Source organism: Gemmatimonas sp., assembly GCF_027531815.1.
Taxonomy (GTDB): domain Bacteria; phylum Gemmatimonadota; class Gemmatimonadetes; order Gemmatimonadales; family Gemmatimonadaceae; genus Gemmatimonas.
Genome location: NZ_JAPZSK010000005.1, coordinates 20,517 through 33,883, shown reverse-complemented (window position 1 = coordinate 33,883; position 13,367 = coordinate 20,517). Strand labels below are relative to the sequence as shown.

Here is a 13,367-nt window from a genome sequence, read left to right as displayed (position 1 = left end):
CGTCCCTGATTCCCAGACTCCCGCCATGTTCGGCACTTCCTCTTCTTTGGCCGCCGTCGCGCGGCGGGCCGTGCGTGTCCGTGGCGGCGTGCAGGGGGTGGGTTTCCGGCCGTTCGTCTATGGATTGGCGGGCCGATTCCGTCTGGGTGGTTTCGTGGGCAACGACTCGGACGGGGTCTTTATTGAAGTGGAAGGCGACCTGGGGGCGATCGCCAGCTTTCTCGACGCGCTGCGGACCGACGCCCCACCGCTCGCTCGCATCGATGCCATCGACGACGCGCCACTGCCCATCACCGGCGCGTCCGGCTTTACCATTGTCGATAGCCGACGTGACCCGGCGCACATCACCCCGGTCGCCCCCGATGTGGCGACCTGTGCCGACTGCCTGCGCGAGCTGTACGATCCCGCCGATCGCAGGCACCGCTACCCGTTCATCAACTGTACCAACTGCGGACCGCGCTACAGCATCGTCACGGCGCTGCCGTACGACCGGGCCTCGACGACGATGGCCGGCTTCATGATGTGCGCGTCGTGTGCGACCGAGTACGCCGACCCCGCCGATCGACGCTTTCATGCCCAGCCGAATGCCTGCCCTGACTGTGGGCCGTCGCTGTCGTGGTGCGATGGTATCTCGGGCACCTTCAGCCTCCGAGGGGAGCACGCGCTCGCTGCCGCGGTCGCTGTACTGCTGGAGGGCGGGATCATCGCGGTGCAGGGGATTGGTGGCTTTCACATTGCCTGTCGCGCTGACCAGGACGCCGCTGTTCGGCGGCTGCGGGAGCGTAAGCGCCGCCCAGAAAAGCCGCTGGCGGTCCTCGTGCGCGACGTGGCGGCGGCTGGCCTGCTGGCCAGGATGTCGCCGGCAGAGGCCGCACTCCTCACCTCACCGGCACATCCGATAGTGCTGCTGGAACGCCGCCTCGAATCCGGCCTCTCGCCCTCGGTTGCTCCAGGGCAGACCACGATTGGGGTGATGCTCGCCTACGCTCCAGTGCACCACCTGCTAACGGAAGCGGGGCCCCTGGTCTTCACCTCCGGAAACCTCGCTGACGAACCGATCGCTTTCACCACCAGCGATGCGCAGCAGCGATTCGCCGGGCTTGTGGATGGCATGCTTTGCCATGACCGACCGATTCACGCGCCCGCTGATGATTCGGTCATGCGCGTTGCTCTTGGTGCGGAGCTCCCGATTCGCCGGTCGCGCGGGTACGCGCCCTATCCCGTATCCCTGCCGGCCCCAATGCGCCCTGTGCTGGCTGTGGGCGGGGAATTGAAGGCGACCGTCTGTTTTGTTCGTGACTCGTACGCTTTCCTTTCGCCGCACGTTGGCGATGTGGAGAATCTTGAGACTGAGCGGGCCTTGACACGTGCGGTAACGCACCTCGAGCAACTCTTTGAAGTACGCCCACAGCTGGTGGCGGCGGACCAGAGCCCGGTGTACCGCAGTGCAATATGGGCCGACCGATTCGCCACCGAGCGCGGGCTCAGGCTCGTTCGCGTGCAGCATCATCACGCGCACGTGGCATCGCTGATGGCGGAGCACGGGCTCATTGGTGACACGAAGGTACTGGGCGTTGCTTTCGATGGTACTGGTTATGGCAGTGACGGCACCATCTGGGGCGGAGAGTTCCTGCTGGCGGACTATCGCCGCTTCACCCGGGTCGCCCACTTCGCGCCGACCCAGCTGGCTGGCGGCGATATGGGGGTGAGGCACCCGTCCCGCCTTGCTTTGGCGCATCTTCACACCGTCGGTATTCCGTGGTCCGACGACCTGGCGCCGGTACGTGCGCTCAACGAGGAAACGCGCCGTATTCTGCGGCAGCAGTTCGCACGGCACCTGCACACTTCTGTCACCACCTCGGCGGGGCGCCTGCTTGACGCATGCGCCTCACTCTGTGGTGTCCGGCAGTCGGTAAGTTACGAGGGCCAGGCGGCCATCGAGTTCGAGGCGCTGGCCGCGCAGGCGCCACTCGGCGTCGGTCGGCATTATCCAATGGCTGTTATTGAGCCGGAGAGCAACGAGGCCCCAATGCAGCTGGAATTGCATGATTTCTGGCGTCAGGTTGTGTATGACGTTCGGAAAGGACGCGACCGCCGGAGTATCGCGCTGGATGTGCACGGCGCCCTGGCCGAGGCCATCGTGACCGTCGCGCGACGCGTGCGCGACATGACAGAAACGCAGACAGTCGGACTCACCGGCGGAGTGTTTCAGAACGTGCTCTTGCTCACACTTACTGTTCAACGTTTGCAAAAGGCAGGTTTCACCGTGCTCACGCACCGCGCTGTCCCACCCAACGATGGCGGGATCGCGCTGGGGCAGGCGATGGTTGCCGCGCAGGCGGAGCCGTCATGAACTTCGGTCATGTTGCCTTCATCGGCATCGGCTTCCTGGTTGGTTTCCGTCACGCCTTCGAGCCCGATCATCTCGCTGCGGTGAGCATGCTGGCTACGCGCGAACGCGGCCTGCGCTCGGCGGCCATGCTCGGGCTGTCCTGGGGGGCCGGGCACACGGCGAGCGTCGCCGTCGTCACGATGGTCATTGCGGTGCTCGGCATTCGTATGCCGCCTGCGATTGCCGCCCTGTTCGAGTTGGTGGTAGCGGCCATGCTGATCTTCCTTGGCGTCTCAACGCTCATGGCAGAAGCGCGACGGCACCGGCGCGGATTGGGCGATGCGCACGCGCATGCCCATTCGGCGCACATCGCACACCAGCACCCCGACCGAATGCGGAGTGCGCGTGGCGCCTTTACCTTTGGCATTGCGCATGGTCTCGCGGGCAGTGGTGCCATGATCGTGCTCCTGGTGGCTGCGGCCTCGACTATCCAGGCGCAACTCACCTATCTGCTGGCGTTCGGAATTGGCACGATAGGCGGGATGAGTGTGGTGTCGCTGCTTGTGAGCGGTCTCGCTGGTCTCGCCGTCGCGAAGAGCCGGCACTGGGCGACGTCGATACGTGTGCTGGCCGCGATGGCGAGCACGGTCGTAGGCGTGATGCTTGGGTGGAGCGTCATGATGGGCACGTGATCTGGCGGCCATGCTGCATCCCTTCCCCGCCCCGATCGGTCTCGTCGGGCGTGGACGGAGCCGCGCTGGCTGAGGGCACGGCGTTTCGCGGTGACGGGGACCGGGAACAGGGTGCCCTCTTCAGTTCACTTTCCTACGTGGGCGTTTCGCGGCGGGGGCCTCCGGCCCCAGCAGCGGCTGCAGATAGGCCAACAGCACGCGCCGCAGATCGTCCACGAGTGGCTTCTTCTCGGCAGCCTGCGCGCGGGCCCGTCGCGCGAGCAGCACCTGCCCAATGCTGGCGGCCACCAGGGCGGCGCGGCGCCGTTCGCGGGTTGCCAGGCGCGGATTGCGCGAGGCGAAGAGCACATCGAGGCGATCGACGAACGACTCGAACAGCTGCGCCCGCAGCCGTGCCGGCGCCGATCGCGTGTCGTCGGCCGGACCGTCGGCGCTGGCGAAGACGCGCCGGAACGCCGGATTGCGGTCGTGGAATTCGGCGAGCGGCTTCACGATGCGATCGATGAGGCGCTCGAGTGGCAGGTCGTGCGCATCAATGGGGAAGGCGCGCTCGTGAATGGCGCGCATCTCGTCGGCGTAGCGCAGCGCGAGCGCCGCGAGCACGGCGTCGCGGTTGGGGAAGAACTGGTAGAGCGACCCCTTGGCGGTGCGGGCCTTGGCCGCGATCGCTTCGGCGGTGGCGGCCCCCAGCCCCTGCTCGGCAATGACGGTGGCCGCGGCGTCGAGCAGCAGCTCCACGCGCTTCTGGCCGCGCGACTGGCGGGGGCGCCGGCGATAGGCGTCCGGAGCACCAGGCTCGACGGCCGCTGAGCCGGTGTCGGGGTCGCCGACCGGACGGGAAGCCGTGCCGGAGGCCCGCGCCGGCGGTGGTGCGGAATCGTCGGGGCGAGGAGGCATTCGGCACGTTACGGCCGGCAGCGGGCGTTGACAACATGACGCGACCGTCAAGATCTCCCCGTGTCAGGTCACGGCGATGCCCCGTTGTCGACCGGGGCAGAGCTGGGGTCCAGAGCTGGGGTCAGAGCTGGGGTCAGAGCTGGGGTCAGAGCTGGGGTCAGAGCTGGGGTCAGAGCTGGGGTCAGAGCTGGGGTCAGAGCTGGGGTCAGACCCCGACTACCGGGTCAGAGCTGGGGTCAGAGCTGGGGTCAGACCCCGACTACCCCGACTACCCTGACCCCGACTACCCCCCGACCACCTGTACTCGACGAATTGCCAGTACGGAGCGGGGTTATCCCCGTACGAGGACCGCCACCACGTCCATGACGTTGGTGCCCGTGGGGCCGGTGCGCAGCAGCGCGTCGGCCCCATCGAGTGAATACCAGGAGCGTCCGGTGGCCAGATCTTCTTCCGGGACGCGACCGGCGCGGCGGGCGAGGGCGGGCACCGCGGCATCCACGATGGCGCCGGCCGCATCGGTGGGGCCGTCGCGGCCGTCGGTGCCGGCGGCCAGCACCATGGTGCGCCACGCATGGCGGTCACCACGTGCGGTGGCCTGCTCGAGCGTGAGCGCCGCCGACAGGGCGAGCACCTGCATGCGGCCGCCGCGCAGGGGCTCGTCGGCCACGGCCGCGGCGCTGGCCACCATTGCGCCGGGCGGCAGCAGGGCGTCCAGGTCGTCGGTGAGCGGCAGGTGCGCGGCGTGGGCTTCGCGCTCCGCTGCATCGCGGCGCGCGTCATCGTCGTCGCTGACCTGCAGCGCCCGTTCGATGGTGTCGCGCAGATGCACGACCGGTTCTCCCCCGGCCACGAGCAGCGCCGTTTCGCCGGCGGGGAGCAGGCGCGCAATGGCCAGGGCGCGGCGGGCCAGCAGATCGCCCAGCGCGGCCGCGTCGCCCGCCAGCGGTTCGTCATCCACCTGCACGTGCGTAAGCCCCGCCTCGCGGGCGCGCGTGGCCAGGGCATTGACGGCGTCGGCGTTGCGCGCCACGAGCGTGTAGGTCACACGCGCAAAGGCGGGGTGCGACGGCGCGGCGGTGGCGGGCGGTGTACCGGTGCCGGTGAGGCCCAGGACCTGCGACGTGGCTCGCTGCAGGCGCGCGCGCATGTCATGTGCGTCGAGCAGCGCCAGGAACGTGGCATCGTCGAGCGGATCGGGGGAGCAGGGACCGGAACCGATCACCGCCGGATCGTCGCCAATGACATCGCTGATGGCGAACGTGGCGATGCGGCGCGCGTCGCGCGCGGCCAGCGCGGTGGCCAGCCGTCCGGCGCCGAAGCGCAACACGCGACGGCGAATGGCGTTCATCTCGTGAATGGCGAGCCCGCTTTCGAGCAGCGTCTGCGCCAGATTGGCGAGGTGCGCCTGCGCGGCCTCGGCAGAGCCCACGGCTTGCGAGAGCGCGGCAATGGGGGCCGCGCACAGCGCCGTGGTGCCTCCCGAGAGGAGAACCAGCACCACCGCGTCGGGCTCCATGTTCTGGAGCAGATCCTCCAGTGCTTCGGCGGCGGCCAGCGACCGCGGCCCGGGCACGGGGTGATCGCCCTGCATCACGCGCAGCGTGTCGGTGACCGGCAGGCCGTGCCACTCGCTGCGCTGGGGTTCATGTGCGGCCACGACGATCCCGCCGGTCACCGGCGTGCGCTGCTCGGTGAGGGCGGCGAAGGCACCGGCGGCCATCGCCGGCGCGGCCTTGCCGAGCGCAATGAGGTACACCGGTTGTGTGAGCGCCGGCGTGAGTGCCGCGGCGCTCCACCAGGCATGCACGGCGTTGCGGGTGCGCGCAAACGGCGCCGCGCCCTGCACGGCCGCCTCGTGCAGGACGGTGAGCAGGGCGCGGGGGTTGGACAACTGGGTCACGGCAGTGTCGACACCGCTACCCGGTTACTTCGTGCCGGCGGACTTGGTGATGGCGTCACCCAGCTGCGTGTAGGCATCGGCCGACATCTGATTGAACGGCGTGGTGATGTACGCGATCTTGCCCTGCGGGTCGATCACGTAGAGGTGCCGCTTGTGGTAGCCGGTGCCGGCATTGGCGCCGTAGGCCACCCCCACCTTGCGCTCCGTGTCGGCGGCGAAGTGGAAGGGGAACTTGGCGTCCTTGGCCCACGAAACGAGCGCCGTGTCGGGGTCGATGCTCACGCCCACCAGCGTGACCTTCTTCCCCCCCTTGAACAGATCGGCGTACTTGTCACGGTACGACTCCATCTGCACGGTGCACCCGCTGGTGCGTGCCTTGGGGAAGAAGGCCAGGACGACCGTTTCGCCCTTGTGCTCGGAGAGCTTGAACGGCTTGGCGTCCACTCCCTTGGCGGTAACGGTGGTCACGGAGAAGTCGGGTGCGGCATCGCCGACCTTGAGGGCCGTCTGTGCCCCGGCGAACGCGGGAACCATGGTGACGGCGGCCACCAGCACGGCCAGGCGCGAAACGCAACGCGAACGGAAGGACATCGGAACTCCTGAAGGTTGAGACGGACCGGAACGGACTGCAGGAAGGCTACCCCACAGGGGCGTCGATTGTCCACGTGTGGAACGGGACCGTGACCGCGCTGGAGGACAACGACCGCCCGGAAACAGGGGTTTCCGTGGCAAAACCGGCGATTTGGCGGTGGCATGACCCCTGCCTTGGACGAGGATGTTGGCGGTGCACGGTGCCCGCCCCGATCTCTCGAGGAGGATTCCATGTCCGCGCTCGTTTCCCGTCTTCGCTTGGCGGCGATGCCCCTGCTGGCTCCCGTTGCCTTTGGCGTGCTCACCGCATGCAGTGGCAATGACCGCCGCGTGGACGATCAGCTGCGGGCCGACCTCATGGCCGCGTCGCAGGCCCCGGCGAACCGTCAGCAGTTCATGAGTCCAGCGGAACTTGGGCTTCCGCAGGGGTACGCTCCTGGATACCCGCAGGGCTACGCGCCGTATCCAGGCGCGTATCCGCAGGGGTATCCGCCACCGTATCCCGCGCAGGCCTATCCGGCTCCGTATCCGACGCCGGCGCGGGTGGTCTATGTGCCGCAGCAGGGTACCGTGCGCCGCGCCGGTACCGTGGGGGGCAGTGGCGGCGCGAGCGACGGCCGCGGCGTGGTGTACGAGGAGCGTCGCAACACGCAGAAGGGCGCCATCATCGGCGCGGCGAGCGGTGCGGCCATTGGCGTGATCTCCTCGCGTGACCGGGCGAAGGGCGCGGCCATTGGTGCGCTCGGCGGTGCGGTGCTGGGGGGCATGATTGGCCATCAGGTGCGCACGCCGCGTTGACGCGCTCGGCGCAGGGCGTGTTCGCGACGGGGATGTACGTCACCAAACGGGCGGCACGTCCCGTGTGCCACGGGTACAACCAGGGCAGTGGGAGCTGACAACGGCAACCGTCCAAGCGGTTGTGGTGTCAGAAGAGTTGCAGGGAGAGGACAGCAGGTGTTCGGCCGCTTCGTGGAGGGGGCACCGAACGGGGGACGACCCGGAACGACCAATCGCGTGGGGGCGAGGTCGTCACCCGGGTCGTTTGCCGTTCGCCGTTCGCCGTTCGCCGTTAGCCGTTTGCCCCTGCTCCGGGCCGCAGGGGTGGCCGACCGTCCGTGTCGCTCCGTGAAATTCCGTGGTGTCGGTGCTGCGGTTTTCGGCGGGTACGTGTCACGTCTCACGTGTCACGTCTCACGTGTCACGTGATCACGGTGAGTCGTCGCGGTTCCACGCGAATGTGAATCTTGGCACCGCGACTGCGATAGCGCTCACCGTCGGCTTCAAAGGGGAGCGGGCCAGGGGAAACGATGGTGAACGTGTCGCCCGTGTCGTGCGTCACCGAGGCGTGGGCGAGATGCGTACCGCGCACGGCGCGCAGGAACACCCCGGGGCGTTGCAGCGGCGACACGGCGCGAATGTTCACGCACGCGAGCATGCCGTCATCGAGCCGGGCGCGCGGTGCAATGCGAAACGTGCCCCCGAAGGTGTGCCCGTTGGCAAAGACCGTGAGCAGATGCGGTCCGTCCTGCCGAGTCTGCGGCGTGACCAGCGAGGCGTGGTAGCCGGTATAGCCGAAGAGTGCGCGCAGGGCGGTCACGACATAGGCGGCGGTCCCCGACAGCCAGCGCTGGTGCTGCATGCGTTCCAGCACCTCCACGTCGAAGCCCAGCCCGGCGGCATTCACGAAGGGCACGTCGTCGATGTATCCCACGTCGAGGTGGCGGGTTTCTCTGCGAGCGACCAGCTCGGTCATGGCCCGCACGTCGTGTGCAGGCGTGCCGAGCGACTTCACGAGATCGTTGCCGGTTCCCGCGGCGTAGATGGCGAGCGGAATGGTGTGCGCCGGTGCCGGCCCCGCCGCCTCGAGCAGGCCACGCACGGTGTGGTGCACCGACCCGTCACCGCCCACTACCGCCACCACGGTGGCGCCATCCTCGCAGGCGGTGCGTGCGCAGCGACGTTCATCACCGGCGGCGCGCGTGTCGTAGCGCCGCAGCGGCCCCAGCGTGCGCAGGGCCTGCTCGACCGCCGTGGCCCGCGCCTGTGCCGCGCCGCGTCCTGCTGCCGGGTTCACGATGAGGGCAATCACAGGGGGCGGGATGGGAACGGGTGAAGTGGAGGGGCTCGGTGTTACGAGCCAAGCTGCCGCCGGAACGGCAAGGACGCGACGACCGCTGAACGCCGCGTCAGCGGGTGTGTGCCGGGCTCGCCGCCGTCACGGCGGCGGCGAGCGCGTCATACGCGGTTTCGGACATCTGGTTGAACGGCCGCGCGATGTAGGCAATGCGCCCCTGCGGGTCGATCACGTACAGGTGCCGCTTGTGCCAGAGCATGCCGCTGGCGCCGTAGCTCTTGCCAACCGCCTTGTTGCCGTCGGTGGCGAAGCGGAACGGGAAACTCTTCTTGCGCGCCCAACCGGTGAGGTCCGCAGCGTCGTCGGTGCTCACCCCCACGAGCGTGACCTGCTGGCCACCCTTGAACAGCGTCGCGTAGCGGTCGCGGTACGCCTCCATCTGGGTGGTGCACCCGGGGGTTCCCGCCTGCGGGAAGAAGGCCAGCACGACGGTCTCACCACGGTGCGCCGACAGCGTGAACGGCACCGTATCGGCGCCCTTGGCCGTCACGGTGGTGACGGTGAAGTCGGGCGCGAGGTCGCCCACCTTGAGCGACTGGGCGGCGAGGGGATGCGCGGCGAACAGCAGCGCCAGCGGGAGCAGTGTGCGGAGTGTGCGGAGTGTGCCGGGCAACGGATCAGTTCCGAGTTATGAGTTGGAGTGCTGAGTTTCGAGCCTAATGCACCAGCGGAAACGTCCGCCCGCCGGTTCCCGCGCGCGAGGCAGCCCCGCCAGCCCCGCCGCCCCGTGAGCGGATCCCTGAGGGGGTGACGCCGGCGCCCGGAGGAGCGGAGCGACGGAGGGCGCACGGCCACCCCCGAAGAGAGCAGCGAACGGGGTGAGCGGGAGCAGGCGGGGCGTGTCGCCCGCACACGCCACGACCTACGACCCACGACCAGCAAACGGCTGAAGACACAACGGGCCCCGAGCCGAAGCCCGGAGCCCGTTGTGTCGCCATCGCAACGATCAGCGCGAGACCAGCGACCGCAGCACGTACGGCAGGATGCCCCCGTGCTTGTAGTACTGCATCTCCTCCGGCGTATCGATGCGGCAGCGCACACTGAACGTCTTCACCGCCCCGTCCATGGCCGTCGCCTTCACCGTGAGCGTCGCCCGCGGCGTGAGCGATTCGTCGAGACCCACGATTTCGTAGCTCTCGAAGCCCGTCAGCCCGAGCGACTGCCGCGTCTCGCCGTTCACGAACTCGCACGGCAGCACGCCCATGCCCACCAGATTCGATCGGTGAATGCGCTCGAAACTCTCGGCGATCACCGCGCGCACCCCCAGGAGCATCGTGCCCTTGGCTGCCCAGTCGCGCGACGAGCCCGTGCCGTACTCCTTGCCCGCGATGACGATCTGCGGCACCCCGGCCGCCTGACGCGCCGTGGACACGTCGTAAATGGCCTCCGGCTCGGCACCAGGTGCCGTGGCCGTCCACCACCCTTCCTTGCCGCCCGTGAGCTCGTTCTTGAGGCGGATGTTCGCAAACGTGCCGCGCATCATCACTTCGTGGTTGCCGCGACGCGCGCCGTAGGAGTTGAAGTCCTTTTTCTCCACGCCGAGCGAGGTGAGGTACTTGCCCGCCGGGCTCGCCGCCGCGACGGAGCCGGCGGGGGAGATGTGGTCGGTGGTGATGGAATCGCCGAACATGCCCAGCACCTTGGCGCCGGCAATCGGGCGAATGCCCGGCGGCGTCATGGTCATGCCGTCGAAATACGGCGGGTTCTTCACGTACGTGCTGCCGCCGTCCCACGCGTACTGGTCACCAACCGGCGCGGCGATCTCCTGCCAGTACTTGTCGCCCTTGAACACATCGGCGTACTGCGTGGTGAACTGCTCCCGCTTCACGCTCTCGAGAATCGTGTGCTCCACTTCCTGCGGGCTGGGCCAGATGTCATGCAGGAACACCGGGCCGTCGGTCCCCATGCCCAGCGGTTCGGTGGCCATGTCAATGTCCATGCGGCCGGCAAGCGCGTAGGCCACCACGAGCGGTGGCGAGGCCAGATAGTTGAAGCGCGTCTGCGGATTCACGCGCCCCTCGAAGTTGCGGTTGCCCGAGAGCACCGCCGCCACGTTGAGCTTGCCCGCGTCGATCGCGTCACTGATGGCCGTTGGCAACGGGCCCGAGTTGCCGATGCACGTGGTGCAGCCGTAGCCCACCACGTTGAACCCGAGCGCGTCGAGCGAGTCCATGAGCCCCGCCTTGTGGAAGTACTCGGTGGCCACCTTCGAACCCGGGGCCAGCGACGTCTTCACCCATGGCTTGGTCGTGAGCCCCTTCGCCACGGCCTTCTTGGCCAGCAGCCCCGCCGCGAGCATCACGCTCGGGTTGCTGGTATTGGTGCAACTCGTGATGGCGGCAATGACCACCGCGCCGTCGGCGAGATCGAACGTGGCCCCCTTGTACGTGACCGACTGGGGCGTGCCGGCGCCGGTGGCCGCATGCTGCGCCGCCAGCGCCTCGGTGTACTTGGCCTTGCTTTCGCTCAGCGCCACGCGATCCTGCGGCCGCTTGGGGCCGGCGAGGCTGGGCACCACGGTGGACAGGTCCAGCTCGAGCGTGTCGGTGAACACCGGATCCGGCGTATCATCGGTGCGGAAGAGCCCCTGCGCCTTGCAGTAGGCTTCCACGAGCGCCACCTGTTCCTCGCTGCGCCCCGAGAGACGCAGGTACTTGAGCGTTTCCGAGTCGACCGGGAAGAAGCCCATGGTCGCGCCATACTCGGGCGCCATGTTGGCAATGGTGGCGCGATCGGCGAGCGCGAGGCTCGAGAGGCCGGGGCCATAGAACTCCACGAACTTGCCCACCACCTTCTTCTTGCGCAGCATCTCGGTGCAGGTGAGCACCAGGTCGGTCGCCGTGGCGCCGGCGGGCAGCTTGCCGTGCAGCTTGAAGCCAATGACCTCGGGAATGAGCATGCTCACCGGCTGCCCCAGCATGGCCGCCTCGGCTTCGATGCCCCCCACGCCCCAGCCCAGCACGCCGAGGCCGTTGATCATGGTGGTGTGCGAGTCGGTGCCCACGAGTGAGTCGCAGTAGGCCAGCGTGTCGCCGCCATCGGGCGCCGTGAACACCACCTGCGCGAGGTACTCCAGGTTCACCTGATGGCAGATGCCCGTACCCGGCGGGACCGCGCGGAAGTTGCGCAGCGCCGTCTGCCCCCACTTGAGGAACTGGTAGCGCTCGCCGTTGCGCTCGAACTCGAGCTCGGTGTTGAGCAGCAGCGCCGCGTCGGTGCCGTACTCGTCCACCTGCACCGAGTGGTCGATGACGAGGTCCACCGGCTGCAGCGGATTGATGCGGGTGGGGTCGCCGCCGAGGGCCACCATGGCGTCGCGCATCGCGGCCAGGTCGACCACGCAGGGCACGCCGGTGAAGTCCTGCAGGAGCACGCGCGCCGTGCGGAAGGCGATTTCCTTGTCCACGGGCGCCTTGACGTTCCAGCGCGCCAGCGCTTCGACGTCGGCCTTCTTTACGAAGGCGTTGTCTTCCCCACGCAGCAGGTTCTCGAGGAGGACGCGCAGGGAGAACGGCAGCGTCTTGGCCGTGCTGCCCGCGAGGCCATCAAGGGCGGCGAGGCGGAAGTACGCATACTGACGGTCGCCCACCGTGAGGGTGGCGCGGCTGCCGAACGAATTGGGATGCGACATGCAGGGGGAGTGTCCGGCGCGCGCCGACCCCTCGGGCGGCCACGCGCGTTCGCAGTGGAGCCACTCATCGCGCCGCCGCCCTCCCCGCGGAAGGGCCCGGTACCGACGAGGCTACCGGGAAATATCGGCGGGTGCGCGGGAATTCGCTGCGGGGGGGGCGGCGACCGGGCTCAGGAGACCGGCCAGGGCCCGGAGCTCGGGCGTGGCAGTGGCAAAAAAGCGGGCATCGACGGCCTCAACGACCGGGAAGGCCCGCCGGGCGAGACGGCGGCCGGTGGCGGTGACCTCGATGCAGCGGGCGCGGGCGTCGTCGGGGTGCGGTTGTCGCTCCAGATACCCCATCTTCTCGAGGGCGCGCAGGACCTCGGAGGTCATGACGGCGTCGGTTCGGGCGTGCTCGGCGATGTCGCGCTGCGTCACCGGCGGGTGGCCCCGCTCGCGGGTGAGCCACGCGCTGCTGGCCAGCAGCACGAACTGGGCGTGCGTGAGGCCGAGTGGCTCGAGGGCGTGCCGAATGGCACGCTGCCAGGTGATGGCCACCTGCCAGAGCACGAATCCCGGGCTGGCACTGGGCTCGGGGAAGCGGGAGAGGGACGCGTTGTCAGCGGGCATGGTCAGGCGCGGTGCGCGCCGCCGCATACTCGGCCAGCCTGCGCACGGTGTGAGGAAGCCCCCGCTGAAAGCCGGGGCCCATGAGGCGGGCGAAGAGCGCGGCCAGCGGGCCCGCCATCTCCACCCGGTGCATGATCTCGCAGCCGCCGCCGGCGAGCGGCGTGAGCTCGTGGCGAAAGCGGATGCGAACCAGGGGCAGTCGGCGATGCGGCACGAGGGTCAGGGTGTCGAACCCGTGCCCAGGGTCACAGCGCTCCATGAGGAAGCGCAGCGGGGGGCCGGCTGCGGGGCGCAGGGACCCGGTGACGCCGGTGGCGAACGGGCCGTCGATGGAGGCGCCCTGGACATCGTCGTCCCAGGCCGCCCAGGTGGCCGGGTCGCGATAGCAGGCCCAGACGGCGTCGGCCGAGGCCGACGTGGTGGCGGTGGCAGCAGTGACCCACGGCACGGTGGCTCCTAGATGATACGTGTACGTAGTGTTGGGTTCGCATAGTATTACGTACACGTAGCGAATGCGCAAGCCCGGCGTGGCCGGCGCGGGTGGCTCCGGCTGCGGCGGGGCCCATGGGCGTGGCCTC

Annotated in this window: 11 protein-coding genes; 3 read left to right on the top strand and 8 right to left on the bottom strand. The window is 68.8% G+C overall.

Annotated elements, in window-relative coordinates:
- Window positions 1-25: 25 nt before the first annotated feature.
- Window positions 26-2,353 (top strand): carbamoyltransferase HypF, encoded by a 2,328-nt coding sequence (gene hypF / locus O9271_RS06365; protein ID WP_298267317.1) that lies wholly within the window; start codon window positions 26-28, stop codon window positions 2,351-2,353.
- Window positions 2,350-3,024: a hypothetical protein gene (locus O9271_RS06360; protein ID WP_298267315.1), complete on the top strand. Its 675-nt coding sequence runs from the start codon at window positions 2,350-2,352 to the stop codon at window positions 3,022-3,024. Before hypF ends, O9271_RS06360 begins: the two co-directional genes overlap by 4 nt.
- Window positions 3,025-3,144: 120 nt before the next feature.
- Here the strand turns inward: O9271_RS06360 and O9271_RS06355 are convergent, their stop codons facing one another.
- From O9271_RS06355 to O9271_RS06345, 3 genes are all read right to left on the bottom strand, one after another.
- Window positions 3,145-3,921 (bottom strand): TetR family transcriptional regulator, encoded by a 777-nt coding sequence (locus O9271_RS06355; protein WP_298267312.1) that lies wholly within the window; start codon window positions 3,919-3,921, stop codon window positions 3,145-3,147.
- Between the two features lie 331 nt (window positions 3,922-4,252).
- The gene (locus tag O9271_RS06350; protein ID WP_298267310.1) at window positions 4,253-5,821 is read right to left on the bottom strand and encodes a DUF4147 domain-containing protein; all 1,569 of its coding nucleotides are present in this window, start codon (window positions 5,819-5,821) and stop codon (window positions 4,253-4,255) included.
- Window positions 5,822-5,845: 24 nt separating this feature from the next.
- On the bottom strand, window positions 5,846-6,412 hold the full coding sequence (locus tag O9271_RS06345; RefSeq protein WP_298267308.1) for a peroxiredoxin family protein: 567 nt from the start codon (window positions 6,410-6,412) through the stop codon (window positions 5,846-5,848).
- Window positions 6,413-6,643: 231 nt separating this feature from the next.
- Here O9271_RS06345 and O9271_RS06340 point away from each other — a divergent pair, with 231 nt between their 5' ends.
- Window positions 6,644-7,210: a YMGG-like glycine zipper-containing protein gene (locus O9271_RS06340; RefSeq protein ID WP_298267307.1), complete on the top strand. Its 567-nt coding sequence runs from the start codon at window positions 6,644-6,646 to the stop codon at window positions 7,208-7,210.
- Between the two features lie 400 nt (window positions 7,211-7,610).
- Here the strand turns inward: O9271_RS06340 and O9271_RS06335 are convergent, their stop codons facing one another.
- The 5 genes from O9271_RS06335 to O9271_RS06315 form a co-directional block, all read right to left on the bottom strand.
- Window positions 7,611-8,501 carry a diacylglycerol kinase family protein gene (locus O9271_RS06335; RefSeq protein WP_298267305.1) on the bottom strand — a complete coding sequence of 297 codons (891 nt, stop codon included), beginning with the start codon at window positions 8,499-8,501 and terminating at the stop codon, window positions 7,611-7,613.
- Window positions 8,502-8,598: 97 nt separating this feature from the next.
- Window positions 8,599-9,159: a peroxiredoxin gene (locus O9271_RS06330; RefSeq protein WP_298267303.1), complete on the bottom strand. Its 561-nt coding sequence runs from the start codon at window positions 9,157-9,159 to the stop codon at window positions 8,599-8,601.
- Between the two features lie 333 nt (window positions 9,160-9,492).
- Entirely contained in the window at window positions 9,493-12,177 is a 2,685-nt protein-coding gene (gene acnA / locus O9271_RS06325) for an aconitate hydratase AcnA (protein WP_298267300.1), read from the bottom strand.
- A 111-nt stretch (window positions 12,178-12,288) separates the two neighbouring features.
- The gene (locus O9271_RS06320; RefSeq protein WP_298267298.1) at window positions 12,289-12,789 is read right to left on the bottom strand and encodes a MarR family winged helix-turn-helix transcriptional regulator; all 501 of its coding nucleotides are present in this window, start codon (window positions 12,787-12,789) and stop codon (window positions 12,289-12,291) included.
- Window positions 12,779-13,237, bottom strand: coding sequence for an SRPBCC family protein (locus O9271_RS06315; protein WP_298267296.1), 459 nt, complete (start codon window positions 13,235-13,237; stop codon window positions 12,779-12,781). Before O9271_RS06315 ends, O9271_RS06320 begins: the two co-directional genes overlap by 11 nt.
- Window positions 13,238-13,367: the final 130 nt, after the last annotated feature.

What these genes read in the sequence shown, in the direction of transcription:
- O9271_RS06340 (WP_298267307.1), top strand. Translation starts at nt 6,644, where the DNA reads ATGTCCGCGCTCGTTTCCCGTCTTCGCTTGGCGGCGATGCCCCTGCTG.
- hypF (WP_298267317.1), top strand. Translation starts at nt 26, where the DNA reads ATGTTCGGCACTTCCTCTTCTTTGGCCGCCGTCGCGCGGCGGGCCGTG.
- O9271_RS06360 (WP_298267315.1), top strand. Translation starts at nt 2,350, where the DNA reads ATGAACTTCGGTCATGTTGCCTTCATCGGCATCGGCTTCCTGGTTGGT.
- acnA (WP_298267300.1), bottom strand. Translation starts at nt 12,177, where the DNA reads ATGTCGCATCCCAATTCGTTCGGCAGCCGCGCCACCCTCACGGTGGGC.
- O9271_RS06345 (WP_298267308.1), bottom strand. Translation starts at nt 6,412, where the DNA reads ATGTCCTTCCGTTCGCGTTGCGTTTCGCGCCTGGCCGTGCTGGTGGCC.
- O9271_RS06355 (WP_298267312.1), bottom strand. Translation starts at nt 3,921, where the DNA reads ATGCCTCCTCGCCCCGACGATTCCGCACCACCGCCGGCGCGGGCCTCC.
- O9271_RS06320 (WP_298267298.1), bottom strand. Translation starts at nt 12,789, where the DNA reads ATGCCCGCTGACAACGCGTCCCTCTCCCGCTTCCCCGAGCCCAGTGCC.